This is a genomic window from Arenimonas soli (genome assembly GCF_014643775.1).
Classification (GTDB): Bacteria; Pseudomonadota; Gammaproteobacteria; order Xanthomonadales; family Xanthomonadaceae; genus Arenimonas; species Arenimonas soli.
Window position 1 is genome coordinate 26116 of the sequence record NZ_BMKC01000002.1, and the last position, 25410, is coordinate 51525.

25 protein-coding genes are annotated in these 25410 nt (G+C 68.9%); 8 read left to right on the forward strand and 17 right to left on the reverse strand.

Annotation, left to right across the window (positions count from 1 at the left end; genetic code table 11):
• Positions 1–61: 61 nt before the first annotated feature.
• Both IEX13_RS08285 and IEX13_RS08290 read right to left on the reverse strand, forming a co-directional pair.
• Entirely contained in the window at positions 62–1012 is a 951-nt protein-coding gene (locus tag IEX13_RS08285; protein ID WP_188663127.1) for an alpha/beta fold hydrolase, read from the reverse strand.
• Positions 1009–2913 (reverse strand): M1 family metallopeptidase, encoded by a 1905-nt coding sequence (locus IEX13_RS08290; RefSeq protein ID WP_188663129.1) that lies wholly within the window; start codon positions 2911–2913, stop codon positions 1009–1011. Before IEX13_RS08290 ends, IEX13_RS08285 begins: the two co-directional genes overlap by 4 nt.
• 141 nt (positions 2914–3054) lie before the next feature.
• On the opposite strand from IEX13_RS08290, the gene IEX13_RS08295 reads away from it, so the two are divergent.
• Positions 3055–4737 carry a GspE/PulE family protein gene (locus IEX13_RS08295; protein ID WP_188663131.1) on the forward strand — a complete coding sequence of 561 codons (1683 nt, stop codon included), beginning with the start codon at positions 3055–3057 and terminating at the stop codon, positions 4735–4737.
• Here the strand turns inward: IEX13_RS08295 and ubiE are convergent.
• Complete coding sequence (gene ubiE, locus IEX13_RS08300; RefSeq protein ID WP_188663133.1) at positions 4734–5492, reverse strand: bifunctional demethylmenaquinone methyltransferase/2-methoxy-6-polyprenyl-1,4-benzoquinol methylase UbiE; 759 nt, start codon at positions 5490–5492, stop codon at positions 4734–4736. The genes IEX13_RS08295 and ubiE overlap by 4 nt on opposite strands.
• A gap of 92 nt (positions 5493–5584) precedes the next feature.
• On the opposite strand from ubiE, the gene arsC reads away from it, so the two are divergent.
• Positions 5585–5932 (forward strand): arsenate reductase (glutaredoxin), encoded by a 348-nt coding sequence (gene arsC, locus IEX13_RS08305; RefSeq protein ID WP_188663135.1) that lies wholly within the window; start codon positions 5585–5587, stop codon positions 5930–5932.
• Here the strand turns inward: arsC and IEX13_RS08310 are convergent.
• The 9 genes from IEX13_RS08310 to lptM form a co-directional block, all read right to left on the reverse strand.
• On the reverse strand, positions 5929–6282 hold the full coding sequence (locus IEX13_RS08310) for a gamma-butyrobetaine hydroxylase family protein (RefSeq protein WP_188663137.1): 354 nt from the start codon (positions 6280–6282) through the stop codon (positions 5929–5931). The genes arsC and IEX13_RS08310 overlap by 4 nt on opposite strands.
• Before the next feature lie 9 nt (positions 6283–6291).
• Positions 6292–6882, reverse strand: coding sequence for a hypothetical protein (locus tag IEX13_RS08315; protein ID WP_188663138.1), 591 nt, complete (start codon positions 6880–6882; stop codon positions 6292–6294).
• On the reverse strand, positions 6879–7463 hold the full coding sequence (locus IEX13_RS08320) for an RNA polymerase sigma factor (protein WP_188663140.1): 585 nt from the start codon (positions 7461–7463) through the stop codon (positions 6879–6881). The genes IEX13_RS08315 and IEX13_RS08320 overlap by 4 nt, the downstream gene beginning before the upstream one ends.
• 101 nt (positions 7464–7564) lie before the next feature.
• On the reverse strand, positions 7565–8902 hold the full coding sequence (hslU, locus tag IEX13_RS08325) for an ATP-dependent protease ATPase subunit HslU (protein WP_188663142.1): 1338 nt from the start codon (positions 8900–8902) through the stop codon (positions 7565–7567).
• Entirely contained in the window at positions 8902–9441 is a 540-nt protein-coding gene (hslV, locus tag IEX13_RS08330) for an ATP-dependent protease subunit HslV (RefSeq protein ID WP_188663144.1), read from the reverse strand. Before hslV ends, hslU begins: the two co-directional genes overlap by 1 nt.
• 51 nt (positions 9442–9492) lie before the next feature.
• Positions 9493–10401: a tyrosine recombinase XerC gene (xerC, locus tag IEX13_RS08335; RefSeq protein WP_188663146.1), complete on the reverse strand. Its 909-nt coding sequence runs from the start codon at positions 10399–10401 to the stop codon at positions 9493–9495.
• 1 nt (position 10402) lies between these two features.
• Positions 10403–11080 carry a DUF484 family protein gene (locus IEX13_RS08340; RefSeq protein ID WP_425489089.1) on the reverse strand — a complete coding sequence of 226 codons (678 nt, stop codon included), beginning with the start codon at positions 11078–11080 and terminating at the stop codon, positions 10403–10405.
• On the reverse strand, positions 11077–11931 hold the full coding sequence (gene dapF / locus IEX13_RS08345) for a diaminopimelate epimerase (protein WP_188663148.1): 855 nt from the start codon (positions 11929–11931) through the stop codon (positions 11077–11079). Before dapF ends, IEX13_RS08340 begins: the two co-directional genes overlap by 4 nt.
• A complete protein-coding gene (lptM, locus tag IEX13_RS08350) occupies positions 11928–12041 on the reverse strand; it encodes an LPS translocon maturation chaperone LptM (protein ID WP_188663149.1) in 114 nt (37 codons plus the stop codon). The genes dapF and lptM overlap by 4 nt, the downstream gene beginning before the upstream one ends.
• Before the next feature lie 46 nt (positions 12042–12087).
• Between lptM and IEX13_RS08355 the strand changes: the two genes are divergently transcribed.
• On the forward strand, positions 12088–12741 hold the full coding sequence (locus IEX13_RS08355) for a hypothetical protein (RefSeq protein WP_188663151.1): 654 nt from the start codon (positions 12088–12090) through the stop codon (positions 12739–12741).
• A gap of 51 nt (positions 12742–12792) precedes the next feature.
• On the opposite strand, the gene IEX13_RS08360 is transcribed toward IEX13_RS08355, so the two are convergent.
• Entirely contained in the window at positions 12793–14895 is a 2103-nt protein-coding gene (locus tag IEX13_RS08360; RefSeq protein ID WP_188663153.1) for a prolyl oligopeptidase family serine peptidase, read from the reverse strand.
• Positions 14896–14966: 71 nt separating this feature from the next.
• A complete protein-coding gene (locus IEX13_RS08365) occupies positions 14967–15425 on the reverse strand; it encodes a GNAT family N-acetyltransferase (protein ID WP_188663155.1) in 459 nt (152 codons plus the stop codon).
• Positions 15426–15491: 66 nt separating this feature from the next.
• Between IEX13_RS08365 and IEX13_RS08370 the strand changes: the two genes are divergently transcribed.
• Entirely contained in the window at positions 15492–16991 is a 1500-nt protein-coding gene (locus tag IEX13_RS08370; RefSeq protein ID WP_188663156.1) for a RimK family protein, read from the forward strand.
• Here the strand turns inward: IEX13_RS08370 and IEX13_RS08375 are convergent.
• Positions 16951–17286 (reverse strand): hypothetical protein, encoded by a 336-nt coding sequence (locus IEX13_RS08375; protein ID WP_188663158.1) that lies wholly within the window; start codon positions 17284–17286, stop codon positions 16951–16953. The two genes, IEX13_RS08370 and IEX13_RS08375, sit on opposite strands and share 41 nt — an antisense overlap.
• A gap of 123 nt (positions 17287–17409) precedes the next feature.
• On the opposite strand from IEX13_RS08375, the gene IEX13_RS08380 reads away from it, so the two are divergent.
• A complete protein-coding gene (locus IEX13_RS08380) occupies positions 17410–17964 on the forward strand; it encodes a lipocalin family protein (RefSeq protein ID WP_188663160.1) in 555 nt (184 codons plus the stop codon).
• Between the two features lie 12 nt (positions 17965–17976).
• Here IEX13_RS08380 and IEX13_RS08385 read toward each other — a convergent pair whose 3' ends face one another.
• Positions 17977–18945 (reverse strand): patatin-like phospholipase family protein, encoded by a 969-nt coding sequence (locus IEX13_RS08385; protein WP_188663162.1) that lies wholly within the window; start codon positions 18943–18945, stop codon positions 17977–17979.
• Positions 18935–19903, reverse strand: a complete 969-nt coding sequence (locus tag IEX13_RS08390; RefSeq protein WP_188663164.1) for a helix-turn-helix transcriptional regulator — start codon at positions 19901–19903, stop codon at positions 18935–18937. The genes IEX13_RS08385 and IEX13_RS08390 overlap by 11 nt, the downstream gene beginning before the upstream one ends.
• Positions 19904–20020: 117 nt before the next feature.
• On the opposite strand from IEX13_RS08390, the gene IEX13_RS08395 reads away from it, so the two are divergent.
• From IEX13_RS08395 to IEX13_RS08405, 3 genes are read left to right on the forward strand one after another with little or no spacing between them, the layout of a single operon-like run.
• A complete protein-coding gene (locus tag IEX13_RS08395) occupies positions 20021–22870 on the forward strand; it encodes a molybdopterin oxidoreductase family protein (protein WP_229668501.1) in 2850 nt (949 codons plus the stop codon).
• Between the two features lie 2 nt (positions 22871–22872).
• Positions 22873–24651, forward strand: coding sequence for an SLC13 family permease (locus IEX13_RS08400; RefSeq protein ID WP_188663168.1), 1779 nt, complete (start codon positions 22873–22875; stop codon positions 24649–24651).
• A complete protein-coding gene (locus IEX13_RS08405) occupies positions 24651–25409 on the forward strand; it encodes a 4Fe-4S dicluster domain-containing protein (protein WP_188663170.1) in 759 nt (252 codons plus the stop codon). The genes IEX13_RS08400 and IEX13_RS08405 overlap by 1 nt, the downstream gene beginning before the upstream one ends.
• Position 25410 lies beyond the last annotated feature (1 nt).

Here is a 25410-nt window from a genome sequence, read left to right on the forward strand (position 1 = left end):
CGCCTCCGGGCGGCCTTTTTCATGCCCCCAGAATGGGGTCCAGAATGTTCTCTGACCCCATTTATTGCACGAAGGCGGTGAGGGCTTCGGCGACCTGGCGGGGCTGGGCCATCATGGGCATGTGGCCGCAGCCGCTGAGGATGACGGTGCGGCTTTCCGGCAGGCCGCGGGCGAAGACCTCGGCGGCGCTGATGTCGATCACCTTGTCTTCGCGGCACCACAGCAGGAGTGTCGGCGCGCTGATGTTGCCCAGCTCGGCTTCCAGCGCGAACGCGTCCGGGCCGCGGCCGATGCCGTCGAGCACGCGCTGTTCGAAATCGGCATCCGCGCGGCGGCGGCGCACCAGGGCTTCGCTGGCCGGCCAGGGCACGAACGGCGGGTCGGCGAAAACGATGCCCAGGTAACGCTTGAGCTCGGCGCGGTTGGTCACCTGAAAGGGGTTGTCGCCCGCCAGCACGGCGTTGGCGAAGGCGTTTTCGTCATAGCGCACGCCGGCCGAAGACATCAGCACGATGCGCGGCGCAGCCTCCGGGTGACGCGATGCCAGCAGGCCGACGATCTGCCCGCCCATGGAATGCCCCACCACCAACTCCGGCGCCTGCGGCAGCGCCTTGATGAAGGCCGCCAGGCGCGCGGCCTGCGCAACCGGGCCGTAGTCGGCGCCGGCCAGGCGGTCGCTTTCGCCCCAGCCGGGCAGGTCCACCGCGATGACGCGATGCGTGCGCGAAAGTTCGCGCATCAGCGGCAGCCAGTTTTCCTTACTGCCGGTGAAGCCGTGCACCAGCACCAGCAGCGGCGCATCGCGCGGGCCGGCCGCGACGCTGGCCCAGCGGTGGCCGGCCACCTCGAAATCCAGCGGGTCGGCACCGGCCAGCCAGCGCTGGCGCGCGAACTCGGCCTGCAGCAGGCGTTCGGGCGCGCTGGCGGCAAGCCCCAGCGCGCCAATGGTGACGCCCAGGGCGCCGGCCAGCAGCAGCTTGTTGCGCGAGCTGGCCGGGCGGTCGGCCGTCATTGGGTTCCTGCGTCCGCGGCGTCGCGCGCCTTGGCCAGCACCGACTCCACCGACCCGCGGGTGATCGGGTGGTAGCCGGCCTTGGACATTTCGTAAACCTGCGTGGCGAAGGCCAGGCCTTCTTCACTGGCGACCAGGGCTTCGTAGGTGGGCATGATCAGCTTGCGGCGGCCGATCTTGCGCAGGAACAGCGACATCGCCGGCCGCGCCTCGAAATACTGGCTGCGCTCGGACAGCGGGTACCAGCGCTGGGCCAGTTCGCCGTTGGACGTGCCGGTGAAGCGGAAGGCCTGGTCGAGTTCGACCATCTGCGCCGGCTCCAGCGACTCTGGCATGCCTTCCAGGAAGTACACCCACTCCTGCGTCGTCCACTCGGCCGTGGGCAGGTCGCGGGCGGCTTCGCGGCTTTCCAGCCAGCTGGCGCGCGCGGCGTCGACGGCGGCGAATCGCGGGGAGTCGATGCGGGGCGCGAATTCGGGGATGCCGGGCGCGGTCATCCAGGCCATCACTTCCTCGCGGGTGACGGCTTCGGGCTGCTTGACCATCAGCTCGCTTTCAAGGAAGGCCAGGAACTGTTCGCTGGTGGCCGACTGGAAGGCGTGCTGGTCGAACCAGGCGCGCAGGAAGGCGTCGAAGTTTTCACGACCGAAACGCTGTTCAAGGAACTGCAGGAACCAGGCACCCTTGTCGTAGGCCACCGCGCCCAGCGCTTCTTCCGGGTCGGAGCCAGCGCGCGCGGGCAGCATCAGCACCTGCTGCGCCTCGGGCACTTCCTTCAACTCTTCGCGCAGGCCATTGCGGCTGATGGTGTACTCCATGTCGGCGCGGGCCTTGCCGAACAGTTCCTCGACGATGCGGTTCTCGACGTAGCTGGTGAAGCCTTCGTTGAGCCACATGTCCTTCCAGGTGGCATTGGTGACCAGGTTGCCCGACCACGAATGCGCCAGCTCGTGCGCGATCAGCGACACCAGCGACTTGTCGCCGACGATGACGGTCGGCGTGATGAAGCTAAGACGCGGGTTTTCCATGCCGCCGAACGGGAACGACGGCGGCAGGATCAGCAGGTCGTACCGGCCCCAGCGGTAGGGACCGTACAGCGACTCGGTGACCTGGATCATGCGCTCGGTGTCTTCGAACTCCTTCACCGCGCGGTCGATGACCTGCGGTTCGGCCCAGACGCCGGCGCGTTCGGAGATGGGCTTGAACACCAGGTCGCCGGCGGCGATCGCCATCAGGTAGCTGGGGATGGCCTGGGGCATGGTGAAGGTGTAGTCGCCGTCGCGCTCGGCCTGCGGGTCGTTGTCGGCGCTCATCAGCGCCATCACGTCGGCCGGGGTGCGGATGCGCGCGGTGTAGGTGAAGCGCACCGACGGGGTGTCCTGCAGCGGCACCCAGCTGCGGGCGTGGATGGCCTGGGACTGGCTGAACATGAACGGCGTCCTGCCGCCCGAGGTCATGCTGGGCGCCAGCCACTGCAGGCCGGAGGCGTCGGGCGAGGTGGCGTAGTGGATGCGCACCTGTTCGTACTGGCGCGGCAGGGTGATGGTGAGCTTGCTGCCGAATCGTTCGTCTTCTTCGGCCAGGGCGAATTCGAGTTCGCGCCACTTGCGGCTGCCGTTGCGGCCCTCGATGCGTTCGATGGCCAGGTCGCGGGTGTCGAGCACCAGCTCGCGGGCCGCTTCGTCCACCCACTCCAGGCCCAGCGTGGCGTGGCCTTCTAGCTGGCGGTCGGCGAAATCAACGGCCAGGTCCAGCCCCAGGTTCGCTATGCGCACCTTGTCGGGCTGGGCGTAGGAATGTTCATCGCTGCGGCGATCGTCTTCGGCCGGGGCCTGGGCGGGCGCCTGGGCAAGGGCTGGCTGGGACAGCAGCAGGGCAAGGATCAGGCTGAGGCGGCGCATGGGCGTTTCCGTACGGCGGGACCGTCCGATTCTATCGCAGGCGGGACCCGGTTCCCGGCCCAGGTGGCAAACGTGATCTGGGACAAACCAGCCTCCCGGGAGGCGCGGCATACTGGGTCCAGACCCCTGCCGAGCCCGCCCATGTCCACCCCCGCCCCGCCGCGCAGCCCGACCCTGATCACCGAACCCGGGGCGCTGGCCCAGTGGCTGGAGTCCTCGCCCACCGGGTCGCCGTGGAACCACGACGATGGGGGCCTGGAGCCCGACGACTGGCTGGCCCTGGGCGACGACACCACCGAGGCCCATTTCCACAAGGCCCGGGCCCTGGGCGTGCCCCTGGTGCGCCTGGAGAACCTGGCACCCGACCAGGCCGCCACCCGCCTGATCCGCCCGGAAGTGGCCCGCAGCCTGCGCGCGGTGCCGCTGCTGGTGCGCGGCGGCAGCGTCGCGGTGGCGATGGAGGACCCGGGCAACAATGAAGCCCTGAGCACCCTGGATTTCCTGTCGCGCCAGCGCGTGCACGCCCTGCTGGCGACGCCGCGCGAGATCCGCGAGGCCATCGCCCGCCACTACGACCGGGTCGAGGACCAGGACATCGCCCGGCAGCTGGGCGTGGACCCCACCGGCACCGCCGTGGAAACCAGCGAACAGGAGGCCCAGCGCCTGTCCCGGGAAAAGCCGGTGGTGCGCATCGTGCACGGCCTGATCGCCGACGCGGTGGCCCGGCGCGCGTCCGACATCCACCTGCGCCCTGGCGAGAACGGCACCGACGTGCTTTACCGCATCGACGACGAAATGGTGCCCGTGCGCCGGCTGATGCGCAGCCTGCACCCGGCCGTCACCAGCCGCGTGAAGGTGCTGGGTTCGATGAACCTGGCCGAACACCGCAAACCCCAGGACGGCCGCACGACCTTCACGCTCGACGACGGCCGCGAAGTGGACCTGCGCATTTCGGTGCTGCCGGCGGTGTATGGCGAAAGCGTGGTGATCCGCCTGCTCGACACCAACGAAAGCCTGTGGGACCTGGACCAGTTGGGCCTGACCGACGACGACCGCCGCCGCATCGAAGACGTGATGGGGCGAAGCCACGGCATGTTCCTGACCACCGGGCCGACCGGCTGCGGCAAGTCGACGACCCTGTACGCGATGCTGCTGGAACTGCGCAAGCAGCGCATCAATATCCTGACCATCGAGGACCCGGTCGAGTTCTACATCGACGAGATCCAGCAGATGCAGGTCAACCGCGCGGCGCAGTTCACCTTCGCCAGCGCGATGCGCAACTTCCTGCGCCACGACCCGGACGTGATCATGGTCGGCGAGATCCGCGACCACGAAACCGCCGCCATCGCCGTGGAAAGCGCGCTCACCGGCCACCTGCTGCTGTCCACGCTGCACACCAACACCGCCGCGACGACGGTGACCCGCCTGCTGGACCTGGGCGTGGAAGCCTACCTGCTGCGCGCCTCGCTGCTGGCGGTGATGTCGCAGCGGCTGGTGCGCCTGACCTGCACCCACTGCAAGGACGTGGAGGACGTGGATCCGCATATCCGCGAAAGCCTGGGCGTGGGGCCGGAAGAGGTCTTCCACGCCGGCCGCGGCTGTTCGCACTGCGAGGGCCTGGGCATGTTCAAGCGCCGGGCGGTGTACGAATTCATGGTGATCACGCCGCGCATCCAGTCGCTGATCGTGCCGGGCGCGGAAGCCGACAAGATCCACGCGACGGCGCTGGAGGAAGGCATGGTGCCGCTAACCCAGGCGGCGGTGAACCTGGCCCGGCAGGGGCTGATTTCGCTGACCGAAGCCTGGCGGGTGCGCGCGGACTAGAGTTTGTAGCCCGAGTGGATGGCGCAGATGCCGGCGCTGAGGTTGCGGTAGTCGCAGCGGCCGAAGCCGGCGGTTTCCATCATGGCCTTGAGTTCGTCCTGCGGCGGGTGCTTGCGGATGGACTCGGCCAGGTACTGGTAGCTGTCGGCGTCGTTGGCGAACAGCTTGCCCAGGCGCGGCAGCACCTGGAAGGAATGGAAGTCGTAGACCGGGCGGAACCATTCCGGCTTCACCTGCGAGAACTCCAGCACCAGGGCGCGGCCACCGACCTTCAGGACGCGGTGCATTTCCTTCAGCGCGTTGGCCTTCTCGGTGACGTTGCGCAGGCCGAAGGCAATCGTGACCAGGTCGAAGCTGGCGTCGGGGAAGGGCAGCGCTTCGGCGTTGAGCTGCACGTACTCCAGCCCGCGCACCAGGCCGCGGTCGGTGAGGCGGTCGCGGCCGACGCCCAGCATTTGTGCGTTGATGTCGCCCAGCACCACGCTGCCGGTGTCGCCGACGCGTTCGTGCAGCAGGGCGGCGATGTCGCCGGTGCCACCCGCCAGGTCGAGCACGCGATCGCCGCGCTTCACCCCGGAGGTGCCGACGAAATAACGCTTCCAGACCCGGTGGATGCCCAGGGACATCAGGTCGTTCATCAGGTCGTACTGGCGCGCGACCGAGCTGAAGACCTGCCCGACCAGCTTCTTCTTTTCGCCCACCGGCACGTCGCGAAAGCCGAAGTGGGTGGTCTGCTCGCCGCTCTTCTCGTCCATGCGCCCAGTATAAATGGGGTCAGAGAACATTAACGATTAAAGCACCTGATTTAATCGTTAATGTTCTCTGACCCCATTTTCAGGAGGGTGTGATGGTTCGGATTTGGCATAACCCGCGGTGCAGCAAGTCGCGCGAGGCCATGAAACTGCTGCAGGAGCGGGGCGTGGCGGCGGAGGTGGTCGATTACCTGGGGCAGCCGCCCTCCCCGGCCGGGGTCGAAGCCTTGCTGGCCAAGCTGGGCGGCGACCCGCGGCAGCTGGTGCGGTTCAAGGAAGACGAAGCGAAGGCCCTGGGGCTGTCCGCAAGCGACCAGCGCCCGGCGGCGGAATGGGCGGCGCTGCTGGCGGCGCATCCGAAACTGATCGAACGGCCGGTGCTGGAAGTGGGGGATCGCGCGGTCATCGGCCGGCCGGCCGAGCGCCTGCTGGAGCTGCTTTAGCGCGACAGGCCGGCGGCTTCCAGGGCGGCCAGGTAGGCGGGCCAGCGCGTGTCCTGTTCTTCGCCCAGGGTGGCGAGCAGGCGCCAGCTGTAGAGGCCGCTTTCGTGGCCGTCGTCGAAGCGCAGCAGCACGGCGTAGTGGCCGATCGGTTCGATGGCGCGGATGTTGACGTTGCGCTTTCCGGCCACCAGCACCTTCTGGCCGGGGCCGTGGCCCTGGACTTCGGCGCTGGGGGATTCGACCCGCAGGTACTCGCAGGGCAGCCGGAAGCGGCGGCCGTCGTCGAAGGCGACCTCGAGCAGGTGCGAGGCCTTGTGCAGCACGATGTCGGTGGGGCGCGGCGGGTTCATCGCGCCATTCTAGGGTGCGCGTGCCTGGTCGCGCAGGGCGAGCAGGCGTTCGCGGCGCTGGCGGGCCTGCCGGCTGCGCCACAGGCCGTAGAGGCCCATGGCCGGGATCACCAGCACGTTGATGTACAGGCCGCCGACCAGGCCCGCGGCGCGGCCGGGGTCACCGTCCTGGGACAACAGCCAGAGCCAGAAGCCATACAGCCCGAGCCACAGCACCAGCACGCTCCACATGCCGAAGCGCCAGTAATACAGGGTGGTTTCGCAGCGGCGCAGTTCCAGGTCCAGCAGGGCCGTGGCGTCGAGCCCGGCCTCGCTCCACTCGCGGCGACGCAGCCAGACCATGTAGGCCTGGTAGGCCGTCATCAGCAGCGCCAGGACGCCGAACAGGCCGCGTTCGAAGCCATCGCTGTCCGGCGCCAGCGCCACCAGCACACAGAGCAGCACGACCAGGGCGGTGAACCCGGTTTCCAGCCAGACCGTGCGGCGCAGGGTGCGGCCCCGACGGCTGGCTTCGCGGCGCAGCGCCTCGACGTCGATGGCCGGCGCGTCCTGCTGCTGCCAGGTGGCGGACAGCGCGTCCCAGTCCTTGTTTGCGTTCATGCGCCGGCTCCCAGCCATTCGTTCAATTGGCGGCGCGCGCGGGAAAGGCGCTGCGTCACCGTGTTTTCTTCCAGGCCCAGGCTGTCGGCGATTTCTCGCTGCGAGAACCCTTCCAGCGCCAGCACCACCACCTGGCGCTGGCCCAGCGGCAGGCGGCGCACGGCGGCGACGAGGTCGCTGCGCTGCTGGTGGGCTTCGGCGTGGCGGAAGGGGTTGGCGACTGGGTCCGGGTGTTCGTCGTGCAGTTCGTCGCCCTGGGCGCGTTTTTCCTTCGCCAGGTGGTCCAGGGCGCGGTTGTGCGCCACCCGGGCGGCGAAGGTGCGCAGGGAGGCGTCGCCGCGCCAGGCCGGCAGCGCCTTCCAGACGGCCAGGCTGATTTCCTGCAAAAGGTCGTCGCGGCGCGCGGGTTCGGCTTCGTAGCTGCCGGCGATGCGCGCCAGCATCGGGCCGTGCTCGCGCAGCACGTCCTCGATGCGGGGGGCGTCGGCGCGGGCCACGGCCGGCCGGGGCTCAGGCACCGGCCGGGGGCGCGGCGCCGGCCGGTTGGCGGCCGGGTTGGAGACTGCGGAAACGGCGGGCATGTCGGGTTCCAGGGTCACTTGAAGCGGTAGACACCGCCTGCGCTGGAAACCTGACAGTCATTGGCCCGCCTCGCATTGAAAACTCGACTCTGACCCCGGTTTCAGAGGATGTAGCGGCTCAGGTCGGGGTCCTGGACGGCGTCGCCCAATTGTTCGTCGACCATGGCCTTGTCCACCATCAGCGACAGGCCGCCCTTGTCGGGGGCTTCGAAGCTGAGTTTTTCCAGCAGCTTTTCCAGCACGGTGTGCAGGCGGCGGGCACCGATGTTTTCCTGGCGTTCGTTGATCAGGAAGGCGATTTCGGCCAGGCGGTCGACGGCGCTTTCATCGAAGCCGATGTTCACGCCCTCGGTGGCCAGCAGCGCCATGTACTGGCGCACCAGCGCATTCTTGGGTTCGGTGAGGATGCGCTTGAAGTCGTCGCGGCTCAGGGCGCCCAGCTCGACGCGGATCGGGAAGCGGCCCTGCAGCTCCGGGATCAGGTCGGACGGCTTGGCCACGTGGAAGGCGCCCGAGGCGATGAACAGGATGTGGTCGGTCTTGATCGAACCGTACTTGGTGCTGACGGTCGAACCTTCGACCAGGGGCAGCAGGTCGCGCTGCACGCCTTCGCGGCTGACGTCGCCGCCCTGCACGTCCTGGCGCTTGGCGACCTTGTCGATCTCGTCGATGAAGACGATGCCGTTCTGTTCGCAGGCGGTGATGGCCTGGGCGCGGACTTCGTCTTCGTTGACCAGCTTGCCGGCCTCTTCCTCGACGAGCATCGGCAGCGCCGCCTTGACCGCCAGCGTGCGCTTCTGGGCCTTGGCGCCACCCATGGACTGGAACATCTGGCGCAGCTGCTGGCCCATTTCCTCCATGCCCGGCGGGGTCATGATGTCCATGCCGGCGCCCATCGGCGGCTGCAGTTCGAGTTCGATCTCGCGCTCGTCGAGCTCGCGCTGGCGCAGCTGCCGGCGCAGCTTGTTGCGGGTTTCGTTCTCGCCTTCGGAGTTGACCTCGATGGCGAAGCCCGGGCCGCGGCGCTTGGGCAGCAGGGCGTCGAGGATGCGGTCTTCGGCGCGTTCCTCGGCCTGGGTGTGCACGCGCTGCTTGGCCTGTTCGCGGAACATCTTCACCGCCATGTCGGCCAGGTCGCGGATGATCTGCTCGACGTCCTTGCCGACGTAGCCGACCTCGGTGAAGCGCGTGGCCTCGACCTTCACGAACGGCGCGTTGGCCAGCGCCGCCAGGCGGCGGGCGATTTCGGTCTTGCCGACGCCGGTGGGACCGATCATCAGGATGTTCTTGGGCATCACCTCGTCGCGCATGGCCGGCTCGAGCTGCATGCGCCGCCAGCGGTTGCGCAGGGCGATGGCGACGGCGCGCTTGGCGCCGGCCTGGCCGATGATGTAGCGGTCGAGTTCGCCGACGATCTCGCGGGGGGTCAGCTCCGACATCACAGCTCCTCGATCACGATGTTGCGGTTGGTGTAGATGCAGATGTCGCCGGCGACGTCGAGCGCGGCTTGTGCGATGGCGCGGGCGTCGAGCTCGGTGTGCTCGTACAGCGCCCGCGCCGCCGCCAGCGCGAAGGGGCCGCCGGACCCAATCGCCACGATGCCGTCCTCGGGTTCGATGACGTCGCCGTTGCCGGAAATCACCAGCGACGTGTCCTTGTCGGCCACCGCCAGCAGCGCCTCGAGCTTGCCCAGGCGGCGGTCGGTGCGCCATTCCTTGGCCATCTCGACCGCGGCGCGCACCAGCTGGCCACCATTCTGGTCAAGCTTGCCTTCGAAGATTTCAAACAGCGTGAAGGCGTCGGCGGCGGCGCCGGCGAAGCCGGCGACCACCTTGCCGCCGGCCAGCTTGCGGACCTTGCGGGCATTGGCCTTCATGACGGTATTGCCCAGGGTGACCTGGCCGTCGCCGGCGACGACGACGCGGTCGCCGCGGCGGACCGAAAGGATGGTGGTGGCGTGGAAGACGGTGGGATCCATGGGCGGTTCCGTGGGGGGACAGGCATCAGTTGGGGGCGGTTCCGGGCGCCTTCAACCGTCCTTCTTGCGGCGGGCGCGGGGGTGGGCGGCGTCGTAGACCTTGGCCAGGTGCTGGTAGTCGAGGTGGGTATAGACCTGGGTGGTGGCGATGTCGGCGTGGCCCAGCAGTTCCTGGACGCCGCGCAGGTCGCCGCTCGATTCCAGCACATGGCTGGCGAAGCTGTGCCGCAGCAGGTGCGGGTGCACGCGCTTGAACAGGCCCTGCTGCATCGCCAGCGCGCGCAGCCGCACCTGCACCGTGCGCGGACTGATCGGCCCGCCCTGGCGGCCGGGGAACACCGGCGACGCGGGTGAGTCCGGCGCCGAGGCCGTTTTCCATTCGGCCAGCGCCTTGCGGGCGTGACTGCCGACCGGCACGACGCGGCTTTTTTCGCCCTTGCCCAGCACCGTCACCAGGCCATCGGCCAGGTCCAGGCCGCCCCAGTGCAGGCCGCACAGTTCGGACAGGCGCAGGCCCGAGGAATAGAACAGCTCAAGCATCGCCCGGTCGCGCAGGCCCAGCGGGCCATCGGTGGACACTTCGACCAGGCGCGAGGCTTCGTCGGGGTCGAGCACCTGCGGCAGCTTGCGCGGCGACTTCGGCGCGCGCAGCCCCAGCGCGGGATTGAGCTGGGTGCCGTGTTCGCGGTTGAGGAAGCGGTAGAGGCTGCGCACCGCCGAAAGCCGGCGCTGCAGGCTCTTGCCCGACAGCCCGCGCCGGTGCGCACCCGCCACGTAGCCACGCAGGGCTTCCTGGCGCAGGCCGGCCCAGGACGTGATGCCGTTGTCGCGCATCCAGGCCGACAGGTCGGCCAGGTCGAGGCGGTAGGCGCCGAGCGTGTGTTTCGACATGCGCCGCTCGACCGCGAGCCAGGCCAGGAAGGCGTCGATCTCGGGCTGCAGCGGCGCGTCGGGGGCCATGTCAGTCGGCGGGCGGGCGACCCAGCGCCGTCACCAGCGATTCGGCCATCAGGCGCAGGAACAGCGTGCCCATGCCCGGGAAGAAGCGGTTGGGGTCGGAACTGCCGACCGCCAGCAGGCCAAAACCCGGCAGCGCCAGCAGCACCGCGGAGGCCGCGCGGGCCTGGTCGTCGCCGAACAGCAGGGCCAGCTTGTCCTGGTTGAGGCGGCCGGTCAGCGGCTCGTCGCTGGCGAGGAAGTCGCGGAAGGGCTTGAGCGCGGCGTCCTTTTCCGGGATGACCTGCAGCCAGTCGGCCTGCAGGCCGTCGACGGCCTCGAACAGCACCACGCGCACGTCTTCGCCGCGGAAGTCTTCGCCCAGCACCGCGACCATCGTGCGCAGGGTCTCGGCCTTGCCGCGGGCGCGCATCAGCGCCAGCGACAGCTGGTGGGTGCGCACGGCCAGGCGCTCGTTTTCCTGGGCGTTGGCGAACAGCTCGTTCAGGCGCCGGGTGAGTTCGCGGTTCTTGTCGCGCAGCACGTCGAGCTGGTAGCTGGCCAGCGACGCCGCCTGCCCCTCTTCCTTGGGCACCAGCAGCGACACGGCCAGGTCCGGGAACTGGCCCAGGAACTTCGGATGCCGGCGCAGGAAGGCGGCGACTTCGTGGGCGCCCAGGCGCTCGTTCTTTTCTTCGATCATTCGACTTGCTCCAGCAGGAAGTCGCCTTCGAACACGAAGGCGGTGGGTCCGGCCATGGTGACCGGCGACTGATCGCCGGGCCAGGTGATTTCAAGGGTGCCGCCGGGCAGCTCGACGAACACGTGGCGGCCAATACGGCCACGCCGCGCCAGGACGGCCACGGCGGCACAGGCGCCGCTGCCGCAGGCCAGGGTTTCGCCGGCGCCGCGCTCGAACACGCGCAGGCGGATGCGGTCGGGTGCCAGCACCTGGGCGAAGCCGACGTTCACGCCCTCGGGAAATTCAGCGCGCGCCTGCAGTGCGGGACCGAGGCCCGCGACGTCGGCGGCGTCCACGTCGGGCACTTCGACCACCGCGTGCGGGTTGCCCATCGAGGCGATGCCAAAGACCACGTCCTGGCCGCCCAACGTGAACCGGTAGCTGTCCTGCGCCGCTTCGGCGCGGAACGGCAGGTCGGCGGGTTCGAAACGCGGCACGCCCAGGGCCAGCGCGTAGCGCCCCTCGCCCAGGGACTGCACCGCGACCGGGCCCGGCGGGGCTTCAAGCACGAACATCGATTCGCTGGCCACCCCGTCGCGCTGCAGCCAGGCGGCGACGCAGCGGGCGCCGTTGCCGCACTGCTGCGCGGCCGACCCGTCGGCGTTCCAGATCCGATAGCGGGCCACGGCGCCGGCCTGGGCGGGGTCTTCGATGGTGAGCAGCTGGTCGAAACCAACGCCGGTGTGGCGATCGCCCAGGGCCCGGGCCAGCGCCGGGGTCGGCGCCGGAAGACCGCCGCGCAGGTCGAGCACGACGAAATCGTTGCCGGCCCCGTGCATCTTGGAAAAGCGCAGGCTTGCGGCGCCGGTCATGGCGCGGCGGCGGCCCCGGTGGCAGCGGGACGGACCAGGTCGCCCTTGTTGCCGCAGGCGGCGACCAGGACGAGGCTGAGCAACAGCAACATTAAGCGGGCGGTTTTCATGCGGCGAGTATAGTCCGCGGCAGGACCTGGGCGAATGGAGTGCGCGATGTCGCTTTCGAACTGGTTGTTGCTGGCCGCCGGCCTGCTGGCCCTGCTGGGCCTGCTGCCGTGGATGCGGCCGCGCCGCACCCGCCGTGGCAGCCGGGGCGGCCTGGGCCGGGCCCTGGGCGCATTCGCGCTGCTGGTGGCCCTGCTCCTGGCCGGCCTGGGTGGTTTGCTGCGCCAGTACCACTGGCTGACGGCCGACGTGCCGGTGGCGACGATCAGCCTGCGCCAGCTGGGCAGCCAGCGCTTCGAGGCCACCCTGGTGCGCCCGGGCCAGCCGGATCGCCAGTTCGAGATCCTGGGCGACGAATGGCAGCTCGACGCGCGGGTGATCCGCTGGACCCTGCCCGGCCAACTGGCCGGCATGCGCCCGGTCTACCGCTTCGAACGCCTGTCGGGCCGCTACGGCGACCCCAAGCAGGAGCTGGTGGCCCAGCGCAGCGTGCACGACCTGCGCGAAGGCTGGGACTTCTGGGAATTCCGCCAGCGCTGGCTGGCCGGCCTGCCGGTGGCGGACGCCCGCTGGGGCAGCGCCGCCTACCTGCCGATGATCGACGGGGCCACCTACGAGGTGTCGCTGAACCCCCGCGGCGGCCTGGTCGCCAAACCCGCCGATCCCAAGACCGAACTGCTGCTCCAGCAGGCGGGCTGGTAAGCGCGTGACCGGGCCTGCGCTCCCGACGCGGGAGCGCAGGCCTGGCCGCGGTTATTTGTCGCCGAACAGCTGCTGCTTGAGGAAGGTGTAGGCCAGCGCGCCCATGTAGGCCGACTGGGCGTTGTTGGCGGCGCCGCCGTGGCCACCTTCGATGTTTTCGTAATAAGTGACGTCGTGGCCCTGCTCGAGCATGCGGGCGGTCATCTTGCGGGCGTGGCCGGGGTGCACGCGATCGTCGCGGGTGGAGGTGGTGAACAGCACCGGCGGGTAATCAACGCCCTTCTTCACGTTCTGGTAGGGCGAATACTTGCGCAGGAACGCCCAGTCCGAGGGCACGTCCGGGTCGCCGTATTCAGCCACCCAGGAGGCGCCGGCCAGCAGCTTGTCGTAGCGGTACATGTCCAGCAGCGGCACCTGGCTGACCACGGCGCCGAACAGCTCCGGGTACATCACCATCATGTTGCCCGTCAGCAGGCCGCCGTTGCTGCCGCCCTGGATGCCCAGGCGGGCCGGCTTGGTGACCTTGCGATCGATCAGGTCCCGGGCCACGGCCGCGAAGTCTTCGTAGGCCTTGTTGCGGTTCTCGCGCAGCGCCGCCTGGTGCCAGCGCGGGCCGTATTCGCCGCCGCCGCGGATGTTGGCGACCACGTACACGCCACCCTGCGACAGCCAGTTCTTGCCGACGCCGGCCGAATAGTTCGGGGTAAGGGAAACCTCGAAGCCGCCGTAACCGTAAAGCAGGGTCGGGTTGTCGCCGTCGAGCGTGATGTCCTTGCGCGAAACCATGAAGTACGGAACCTTGGTGCCATCCTTGCTCGCGGCGAAGTGCTGCTCGATGCGGTAGGGCTCGGCGTCGAAGTAAGCCGGCAGCTGCTTCAGGACTTCCGGCTGCTTGCCGATCTCGCCCATCAGCAGCGAGGTCGGGGTCAGGTAGTCGGCGACGGTCATGAAGTATTCGTTCGATTCGTCCGGATCGACCGCGCCGATGCTGACGGTACCGAACTCCGGCGCGCCCACCAGCGGCTCGCGCTTCCAGCCGTCCTTGCCCGGGGTCAGCACGTAGATGCGGTTCTTGACGTCTTCAAGGACGTTGATGAAGTAGTAGTCCTTGGTGGCGCCCGAGCTGGCCAGCGAGCTGTTCTGGGTCGGGGCGAACACGACTTCGAAGTCGCGGCTGCCCTTCATGAATTCATCGAAGTTGATCGCCAGCAGCGAACCGGCCGGATGCGTGGTGCCGGCGATTTCCCAGGGCTGGCGTAGTTCAACGGTCAGCCATTCGCGGAAAACGCCCTTCTGGGAGCCGTCGGGAAGGTCGAGCTTGGCGAGTTCGCCGCCGTCTTTGCGCAGGTAAAGTTCGTTGGTGTAGAAGGTCAGGCCGCGATAGACGAAGTCGCGCTCCCAGCCGGGCGTGTCGTCGTGGTAGGCGCCGACCGCGATGTCGGTCTTTTCGCCTTCGTACACCACGCTGGCCTCGGACATCAGCGTGCCGCGCTTCCATTCCTTCACCACGCGCGGGTAGCCCGAATCGGTCATCGAGCCATCGCCGAAGTCGGTGCTGACGTAAACGGTGTCGGCGTCGATCCAGCCGACGCTGCCCTTGGCCTCGGGGCGGCTGAAGCCGCCTTCGACGAAGGCCTTCTCCGAGACGTCGAATTCACGGGTGACTGTGGCGTCGGCGCCGCCGCGGGAAAGGTTGACCAGGCAGCGGTCGTAGTCCGGGCGCAGGCAGTCGGAGCCGCCCCAGACCCAGTTCACGCCTTCGGCCTTGCCCAGGGCGTCGATGTCGAGCAGGACTTCCCACTTCGGGTCTTCCTTGCGGTATTCGGCCAGCGTGGTGCGGCGCCAGATGCCCTGCGGATTGAGCTTGTCGCGCCAGAAGTTGTAGTAGTACTCGCCGCGCTTGGACACGTAGGGAATGCGGGCGTCGGAATCGAGGATGTCCAGCAGGTCCTGGCGCACCTGTTCGAAGCCGGGATCCCCGGCCAGCTGCTTTTCGGACACGGCATTGCGGGCGCGGACCCAGTCCAGGGCCTTTTCGCCCTCGACGTCCTCGAGCCACAGGTATGGGTCGTTGTTCATGTCGGCAGGCTCGGCGGCGGAGGCGTTCACGGAAAGGGCGCCGGCGACAAGCCAGGCTAGGGCGGTAAAGCGCATGGAAGTCCCCGGTAGTTGAAACGACCTTCGACGCTAACACGGCGCCCCGTTAAGGAGCCGTAGGCCTGAAGTCATGCCGGGGCCCAGTCGCGGCCATAGCGCCAGCCGGGGGCGCCATCGTCGTAGTAGCCCGGCAGGGCGGCCAGGGGCCGGTAGCCGGCGGCCGTGTAAAGCGCATTGGCGGCGGCATTGTCCTGGCGAACCTCCAGGCGCAGGCCGCGGCAGCCGGCGGCGCGGGCCTGGGCCTCGGCGTCGGCCAGCAGGCGCCGGCCCAGGCCCTGGCCCCGGGCGGCCTCGTCCACGGCGATCGAATACAGCCGCGCCAGGCCGCTTCCCCGGCGCAGCAGGACCAGGTGGTAACCAAGCACGGCACCGCCGGCGACGGCCACGCGCAGGCGCGCCCGCGGGTTGCCCAGGTGATGGCGGAACTGGCGGGCGGAAAGGCGGTCGCCGGGGAAGCGGGCCTCCAGCGCCAGCAGCCCCGGCAGGTCGGCGGGTCGGGCGGTGCGCAGGCGGGCGGGGGCGGGCATGGCGGCAGTCTATCCAAGCGCGCGGGGAAGGCTCATGATTCGCGCCGTCGCCCCCTGCCTGCCGCCATGAGCCGCCTCGTCATCGTTGTTGAAAAACCCTCCGACTGGGGGGCGTTCTACCCGTCCGACAACGTGGTGGCGGCCGCCGACTACCTGCGTGGCGAAGTCGCCGCCGAAGGCGAGCGCACCCAGGTGATCAACCTGTGCCGCAGCTACAAGTACATGGGCACCGGCTATTACGTTTCGCTGCTGGCCGAGGCGCGCGGGCACAAGGTGATCCCGAGCGTGCGCACCATCAACGACCTGCGCCGGCGCTCGCTGTACGGCATCGACATCGAGGACCTCAACACCCAGCTGGGCAAGTTCCTGCCGGAAGGTTCGCGCGACGCCAGCGACTTCGGCCTATTGGTGTACTTCGGCCGCACGCACTACGCGCCGCTCGAGGACCTGGCCCAACAGGTCTTCGAAACCTTCCCCTGCCCGGTGCTGCGCATCGAGTTCGAGCGCCAGCGGGTCTGGCAGATCACCGCGATCAAGCCGGCCAGCCTGCACATGCTGTCGGACGACCAGGAAACGGCGTTCGCCGACGCGCTGGATGCCTTCAGCAAGAAGATGTGGCGCAAGCCGCGGGCGCGCCGCAAGTATCGCTACGACCTGGCGATGCTGCAGGACCCGGACGAAGCGATGCCGCCTTCGAACAAGCGGGCCCTGAAGCAGTTCATCGAGGCGGGCAAGGAACTGGACATCGAGGTCGACCCGATCGGCCGGCGCGACTTCACCCGCCTGGCCGAATACGACGCGCTGTTCATCCGCGAGACCACGGCCGTGGACAACCATACCTACCGCTTCGCCCACCGGGCCGAGCGCGAGGACATGGTGGTCATCGACGACCCGCAGTCAATCCTGCGCTGCACCAACAAGATCTACCTGCACGACCGCCTGCGCAGCCGCAAGCTGCCGACGCCGCGCACCGAGATCGTGTTCCGCGACGACAGCCGCAAGCTGGCCGCCCTGCCCGACCTGCTGGGCCTGCCGCTGGTGCTGAAGATCCCGGACGGCAGTTTTTCCCGCGGCATCCACAAGGTGGAAACGCCGGAACAGCTGAAGCTGGCGGCCGACCAGCTGTTCCAGCAGACCGCGCTGCTGCTGGCGCAGGAGTTCGTGCCGACTCAATTCGACTGGCGCATCGGCGTGCTGGACGGCGAACCGCTGTACGCCTGCCAGTACTTCATGTCGCGCGGGCACTGGCAGATCTACGACCACGCGGCCAGGGCGGGCGCCAGGCCCGGCACCGTGCGCTCGGGCGGCTTCAAGACCCTGCCGGTGCGCGAGGCCCCGTCGGAAGTGGTGCGCCTGGCCGTGCGCGCCAGCAACGCCATCGGCAACGGCCTCTACGGCGTGGACCTGAAGGTGGTGAAGGACCGCACGGTGATCATCGAGGTCAACGACAACCCCAGCATCGACGCCGGGGTGGAGGACGCCTACCTGGGCGAAGACCTGTACCGGCGGATCATGGGGGAGTTTCTCAGGCGGCTTGAGAGGAAGCGCCTCGGCGTGCGCGACTAAACCGGCGCACCGGGCTGCCGCCAAAACGCTGGCGGCGGCGTGGCGTGGCGCGGACGAGGTGCGCACGCCACGCCGTCGCCAGGAACCGGCGATGCAGCGTGAGCAGGGCCGCGGCGGGCGCCGCAAGCAGCCAGAAGGGCAGGAAACCGAAGGTGGCTGCCCCGCCGGGCGCCAGCGGCAGCGCCAGCAGCGCCAGGGAAACCAGCGCGCCCAGGGCCAGGGCCTGCCAGAGCAGGCGCGAAAGCACGGGAAATGCGGCTTCGGGACGGCTTGCGAAGGTGCTGGGGCGGGGCATCGGACGCTCCAAGGTTTGGCGTGGAGCAAGCCTCCCAAACCCCTGTCTCAGGGACCGAGACGGAATTGACGCGCCCTTCGCCCCGGCCCCGATAGGCTGTCACAACCCTGAACGGAGCTGCCTATGCGCCGTCTCGCCCTGATCCTGCCGCTGCTGCTGCTCGCCGCCTGCGCCGCCACCGGAGGAACCATGCCGCCCCTGACCACCGACGCCAACATCAACCTCGAGCGCTACATGGGCCGATGGTGGGTGATCGCCAACGTCCCCTACTTCGCCGAACGCGGCAAGCTTGCCGCCGCCGACGTCTACACGCTGCGCGAGGACGGCCGCATCACCAACACCTACGTCTACCGCAAGGCCTTCGACGAACCCGAGAAGTCCATGAACGGCGTCGCCGAGGTCGTGCCCGGCACCAACAATGCGCAGTGGCGCATCGCCTTTTTCTGGGGGCTGGTGAAAGCCGACTACCTGGTGATGGAAGTGGCGCCGGATTATTCCTGGGCGCTCATCGGCCACCCCAAGCGCAAGCTGGCCTGGATCTTCTCGCGCAAGCCGGTGATGGACGAGGCCCTGTACCAGGACCTGCGCCAGCGCTTCGCCGCCTGGGGCTACGACCCGGAAACCATCCTGAAGGTGCCGCAGAAGGCCGAACAGGTCGGGCAGCCGGGCTTCCAGTAAACCGGCGGGGGCTTACAGGCCGGCCGCGTCCAGCGCCTTTCCGGCCACGGCGCGGCCTTCGTCCACCAGTTCGCTGGCGCGCCAGAACTCGTAGAAGCTGGCGGTCTCGCGCGACATCTGGATAAGCAGGTCCGGCGGGTCCTGGGCCAGCTGCACGCGCGACATGTGCGCCTGCATGGTGTCGAGCGAGCGCGACATCAGGTCCATCACGCCGCGGCTCTTTTCGTGCCCGCTGGCGTGGCGGGACGGCGTCACCGACGAGGCGATGCCATCCCAGATCGAGGCCATGCGTTCGCGCAGGCTGCCACCGCCGCCGTTGTCCCCGGGTTCCTCGTCGTCGCCATGGGTGGCGTGGATCTCTTCGTGGCGGGGTTCGAGCGCCGGGTTCATCCAGGGCACCGGGCCGTTGACGTCCACGGCGATCACGCGGTCCACGCGCATTTGCCGGGTGGCGGCGATAGGCACCGGCGCCAGCAGGCCGCCGTCCACCAGTTCGCGGCCGTCGACATGCGCCGGGGTGAAGATCATCGGGATGGCGATGGAGGCGCGGATGGCGTCGAACAGCTTGCCGCGGGTCAGCCAGACTTCGCGCTGGCTGGCCAGGTCGGTGGCGACGGCCACGTAGGGCATGGGCAGGTCTTCGATGAGATGGTCGCCGACCAGTTCGCGCAGGGCGCCGATGACCCGGTCGCCGCGGATCAGGCCCGGGAAGCCATAGACGAAGTCGAGCAGGCGCAGCACGTCGCCGCGCTGAAGGCCGCGGGCCCAGTCGGAATATTCCTGCAGCCGGCCGGCGGCGTAGATGCCGCCCACCAGCGAACCCATCGACGACCCGGCGATGCCGGCGATCTTGTAGCCACGCGCTTCGATGGCTTCGATGACGCCGACGTGGGCGATGCCACGGGCGCCGCCCGCGCCCAGCACCAGCGCCACGCGCTTGCCGCGCACAGGCGCGGCTGGCCGGGACGCCTCAGCGCTCATACGCCGACAGCGCCAGCTGCAGCATCGTGCGCGCCTGGGCACGCAGGGCCGGCGGCTCGATCACTTCGGCATCGGCGCCGTAGCGCATGACGTCCATCAGCAGTTCCTTGGCGTTGCTGTAGGGCAGTTTCAGTTCGTAGCGGCCGTCGGGCAGGAAACGACCTTCCTGCTTGGAATGCCAGTGTTCGTCGGCCACCCAGCGCGCGGCCTTGGCCGAAAAGACCAGGGTGGCCATGCCCTTCGGGGCGCCTGAAAAGATGCCGTAGCTCGAGGCCAGGTGCTGGTTGAGCTCCTCGTCCAGGATGTCGCGCGCGGCCGGGTCGAGCAGGCGCGCGTGCTGCACCCGGTCGACGGAAAAGCTGCGCAGGCCTTCGCGGTCGTGGTCCCAGGCGTCGAGGTACCAGTTGTCCTTGTAATGCGTGAGTCGCTGCGGCGACACCTTGCGATGGGTGCGTTCGTTGGTGGACCGGGCCAGGTAGTCGAACTCGAGCTGGCGGCGCTCGAGCACCGCGCTGGCGACCAGCCGGAAGGCCAGTTCGTCGCGGCGACGCACGCCCGAAGCGATGACGCGCACGCGTTCGACCGGCCAGCGCTTGCCGCCGGCCTGCTGGGCCAGCAGGGACTCGATGCGGCCCTTGAGCGGCGCCAGCGCGCTGGAAAGCACGCCCTGGCCGGTGCGGTCGAGCAGCTGGTGCGCGGCCAGCAGGGCGTGCAGTTCGTCGGAATTGAGCCACAGGCCGGGAAGCTCGAAGCGTTCGGCTTCCTTTTCGTCGTAGCGGATGCTGCCCTCGCCTTCGCTTTCCACCGGCGCGCCCAGGGCGTCGCGCAGGAAGGCGATGTCGCGGTAGAGCGTGGCGCGCGAACAGGCCAGTTCTTCCATCAGGCGCTTGATCGGCACCGGGTAGCGGGCGGTCTTGAGGCTGCGGTGCAGGGCGAGGATGCGCTCGTAGCGGTCCATGGGGGTCGGGTCCGGCGGTGGGCGGCAAGGCGCCTAGGATGGCAGTTCCGGCCCCTGCCCCGCCACCGTGGGCGCCGGGCCTCGCACCCGCCGCCCGCGACCGGCACAATGCGCGCCATGCACGAGCCCGTCCTCGATCTGCAAAAGCCGGTGGGGGACCAGGTCCGCCAGACCACCTGCTACATGTGCGCCTGCCGCTGCGGCATCAACGTGCACCTGCGCGAAGGCCGCGTGCGCTACATCGAAGGCAACCCGGCGCACCCGGTGAACCGCGGCGTGCTTTGCGCCAAGGGATCGGCCGGCATCATGCAGCACTACTCGCCGGCGCGGCTGGACAAGCCGCTGCTGCGGGTGGGCGAACGCGGCGAAAACAAGTTCCGCGAGATCGAATGGGACGAAGCCCTGGACCTGGCCGCCGGCTGGCTGCGCGAGACCCGCGCCAGGGACCCCGACCGCCTGGCCTTCTTCACCGGCCGCGACCAGAGCCAGGCCCTGACCGGCTGGTGGGCGCAGCAGTACGGCACCATCAACTACGCCGCGCACGGCGGCTTTTGTTCGGTGAACATGGCCGCCGGCGGGCTGTACACGCTGGGCGGCAGCTTCTGGGAGTTCGGCGAGCCCGACTGGGAGCACAGCAAGTACCTGATGCTCTGGGGCGTGGCCGAAGACCACGATTCCAACCCGATCAAGCTGGGCCTGGGCCACATGAAGGGCCGTGGCGCCAAGGTCGTGGCCGTGAACCCGGTGCGCAGCGGCTACGGGGCGATCGCCGACGAATGGGTGGGCATCCGGCCGGGCACCGACGGGCTGCTGGCGTTCGCGCTGATCCATGAACTGCTCAAGGCCGACAAGGTCGACCTCGACTACCTAGTTCGGTACACCAACGCGCACTGGCTGGTGGTGCGCGATCCGGGTGGGGCGGACGACGGCTTGTTTGCGCGGAATGGACAGGGGCGGGGCTTGTGTTGGAACCGTTCCCCGGCTGCTGGCGCGCCTGCGGGAACGGAAGGCGTGGCGCCTGCGGATGCCACGGGCCTTTCCCCGGCGGTTGTTGGTGAATTCACCCTGCCCGACGGCCGCCAGGCCGTGCCGGTGTTCCACCTCGTCGCCGAACGTTACCTGGACCCGAAGTACTCGCCCGACGCCGTCGCGGACCGCTGCGGCGTGCCAGCGGCGACCATCCGCCGGCTGGCGAGCGAGCTGGCCGCGGCCGCCTTCGACGAACCGGTGGTGATCGAGCAGCCCTGGACCGACGTGCACGGCGTGCGCCACGAACGCATGGTTGGCCGCGGCGTGTCCTTCCACGCCATGCGCGGCATCAGCGCCCATTCCAACGGCTTCCATACCTGCCGGGCGCTGCACCTGCTGCAGCTGCTGCTGGGCGCGGTGGATACGCCCGGCAGCTTCCGCTACCAGCCGCCCTTCCCGCGGCCGGTGCCGCCGGCCAACCGGCCCGGCAAGACGAGGCAGGCCAATGGCGCGCTCGACGCCGCGCCGCTGGGCTTCATTCACGGGCCCGAAGACCTGCTGGTGGACGCCGACGGCCAGCCGCGGCGCATCGACCACGCGTATTCCTGGCGCTATCCCCTGGCCGTGCACGGCATGCTGCACACGGTGATCCGCAACGCCTGGGCCGCCGACCCGGCGCCGGTGGACGTGCTGTTCCTGTTCATGGCCAACATGAGCTGGAACTCGGCCATGAACACCGCCGAGACCATGCGCTGGCTGACCGACAAGGACGAGGCCGGCGAGTACCGCATCCCGAAGATCATCTATTCCGACGCCTACGCCAGCGAAATGGTCGCCTACGCCGACCTGGTGCTGCCGGACACGACCTACCTGGAGCGCTTCGACGCGATTTCGCTGCTGGACCGGCCGATTTCCGACGCCGACCGCGCCGCCGACGCCATCCGGCACCCGGTGCTCGATGCAAGCACCCAGCGCGAAGGCCGCGACGTGCGCGGCTTCCAGGACGTGCTGCTGGACCTGGGCGCACGCATCGGCCTGCCGGCGCTGGTGAAGGACGACGGCAGCCCGCGCTACCGCGACTACGCCGACTACATCGTCAACCATGAGCGGGCGCCCGGCGTCGGCCTGCTGGCCGGTTGGCGCGGCGACGGCACGCAGCACGGCAAGGGCGCGCCCAACCCGGACCAGCTTGACCGCTACCGCGCCAACGGCGGCTTCTGGAGCGCAGAGGTGCCCGCGGCCGGCCGCTATTTCAAGATGGCCAACCGCGACTATCTCGAGTGGTCGCAAGGGATGGGCTTCATCGCAAAGGCGGAACCGGTGGTGCTGCAGCTGTATTCGGAAACCCTGCAGAAGTTCCGGCTTGCGGCGCTGGGCCACGGGCCGGTGCAGCCGCCCGAGGCCGAACGCGAACGCGTGGCCACCTACTTCGACCCGCTGCCGACCTGGTACGAACCCTTCGAAGGCAGCCAGCTCGACCTCAAGCGCTACCCGCTGAGCGCGGTGACCCAGCGGCCGCCGTTCATGTACCACGCCTGGGGGTCGCAGAACGCCTGGCTGCGGCAGATCACCGCGCGCAATTTCCTGTACCTGCATCCGGACACCGCCGCGCGGCACGGCCTGGCCAACGACGACTGGGTGCACGTGGATTCCCACCACGGCCGGATCACCGTGCAGTGCCGGCTGGCCGGCAACGTGCAGCCGGACACGGTGTGGACCTGGAACGCGATCGGCAAGCGTCGCGGGGCCTGGAAGCTGGCCGCGGATGCGCCGGAGGCCACCAAGGGCTTCCTGCTCAACCACCTGATTTCCGACAAGCTGCCCGATGGCGGCTACGCCAACGCCGACCCGGTGACCGGCCAGGCGGCCTGGTTCGACCTGCGCGTGGCCATCCACCGGGCCGACCCGGTCGAAGAAAGCCATCCGCAGTTCGCCGCGCTGGGCGATAACGGCGACAATGCCCCCTTGCGCTACGGCGCCGATTTCAGGAAATCCTGACGATGGAAATGGATGCCATCCTGACGCTGCTGGTGCTGGTGGGCGCCGTCACGCTGTTCGTGACCGAAAAACTGCCGGTGGACGTGGTGGCCATGCTGGTGCTGGCCAGCCTGCTGGTGCTGGGCCTGGTGACGCCGGTGGAGGCGCTGTCGGGTTTTTCCAGCGAAGCCACGATCACCGTGGCGGCGATGTTCGTGCTCAGCGCGGGCCTGGCGCATACCGGCGCGCTGGCCTCGCTGGGGCGGCTGTTCGGGCGGGTCAAGAACGGCTTCCTGTTCATGCTGCTGATCATGCTGGTCGTCGGCCCGATTTCGGCCTTCGTGAACAACACCGCGGCGGTGGCGGTGCTGCTGCCGCTGGTGCTGGCGGCCTCGACGGCCAACCAGCAGTCGCCCTCGCAGATCCTCATCCCCATGTCCTACGCGGCCCAGATGGGCGGCGTGTGCACGCTGATCGGCACCTCGACCAACCTGCTGGTGAACTCGATGGCCAAGGACCTGGGCCACCCGGGCTTTGGTTTGTTCGACTTCGCGCCGGTGGGGCTTATCACGATGGCGGTGGGCTTCGTGTACCTGCTGCTGATGCGGCGCTGGCTGCTGCCCAAGCACGCGCCGGCGGCCATCACCGAAACCTACGAGCTGGGCAAGTACATCACCGAACTGCGGGTGATGCCGGAGTCGCCCCTGATCGGCCAGTCGGTGGCGCAGGCGCAGCTGGGCGAAAAACATTCCGTGTACGTGCTCGAGCTCATGCGCGGCGAGCAGAAGCACTGGTCGCCGCGCGGCGAAGAGCTCCGCGAGGGCGACGTCCTTCTGGTGCGCGGCAACCTCGAGAAGATCAAGACGCTCAAGGACAGCAGCAAGCTCGACTTCGAGCCCGAGTTCAAGCTGCAGGACAGCCAGTTCAGCGGCGAGGACGGCGACCAGTCGCAGGTGCTGGTGGAAGCCATGGTTGCGCCGGGTTCGCGCCTGGTGGGCCATACCCTGCTCGATCTGGACTTCCAGTGGACCTACAACGCCACCGTGCTGGCCGTGCACCGCCGCGGCGAAGTGCTGCGCGAGAAGCTGCGGGACGTGAACCTCAACGTCGGCGACGTCCTGCTGCTGCTGTCGCCCAAGTCCGAGCTCAACGTGCTGCGCGCCAACCACAACCTGATCGTGCTCAACGAGCGCGAGGAAGCCGCCCTGCCCAAGCGCAAGGCCTGGCTGGCGATCGGCATCATGGCCGCGGCCATCACCGTCGCCGGCCTGGGCTGGCTGCCGATCGTCGCCTCGGCGATCCTGGGCGGCATTGCCCTGGTGGCCACGCGCTGCATCGGCAACGACCAGGCCTACCAGGCCATCGACTGGCGCGTGATAGTGCTGCTGGCCGGCGTGCTGCCGCTGGGCATCGCCATGCAGAAGTCGGGCCTGGCCCAGGGCATCGCGGACTTTTCGGTGAACTGGGTTGGCGGCTTCGGGCCGCTGGCCGTGCTGGCGGCGGTGTACCTGACCACCGCGCTGCTGACCGAACTGATGAGCAACAACGCCGCGGCCGTGCTGATCACCCCCATCGCCTTCACCACCGCCGTTTCGATGGACGTCAGCCCCACGCCCTTCCTGGTGGCGGTGCTGTTCGCCGCGTCCACCAGCTTCGCCACGCCGGTGGGTTACCAGACCAATACGATGGTCTACAACGCCGGCAACTACCGGTTCGTGGACTTCATGAAGATGGGCATCCCGCTGAACCTGATGTTCTGGGGCATGGCCGTGTACCTGATCCCGAAGTTCTTCCCGTTCTGATGACCGCCCTGCCCAAACCAGGCGGCAAGAAGCTGGGACTGGTGATCGACCTCGACACCTGCGTGGGCTGCCATGCCTGCGCGGTGTCGTGCAAGGAATGGAACGCCGGTGGCATCGCCGGGCCGCTGACCGACGAGCGGCCCTACGGCAAGGACCCCAGCGGCGTGTGGTTCAACCGCGTGCACAGCTACGACGTGGCCGCCACCGCCGACCAGCCCGCCAGCACCCTGCACTTCCCGCGCAGCTGCCTGCACTGCGAAACGCCGGCCTGCGTCACCGTCTGCCCCACCGGCGCCAGCTACAAGCGGGCCGAAGACGGCATCGTGCTGGTGGACGAGGACAAGTGCATCGGCTGCAAGCTGTGCAGCTGGGCCTGCCCCTACGGCGCGCGCGAAACCAGCCCCGTCGAAGGGGTCATGAAGAAGTGCACGCTGTGCGTGGACCGGATCTACAACGAGTCCATTCCCGAAGTGTCCCGCGAACCTGCCTGCGTGCAGGCCTGCCCGACCCGCGCGCGCCACTTCGGCGACCTGGGCGACCCGGACTCGAAGGTTTCGAAACTGGTGGCCGAACGCGGCGGCGTGCCGCTGATGCCCGAGCTGGGCTATGCGCCGGTGAACCGCTACCTGCCGCCGCGCCCGCGCCGCGCCGGCCCTCCGGGCGAAGCCGCGGCCAAGCCTGAAGCCCCGGGCGAAACCGTGGACCCGTCGCAACTCAATCCACTGCTGCGCTGGCTCGACCGCGCCCTGAGCCGCTGAC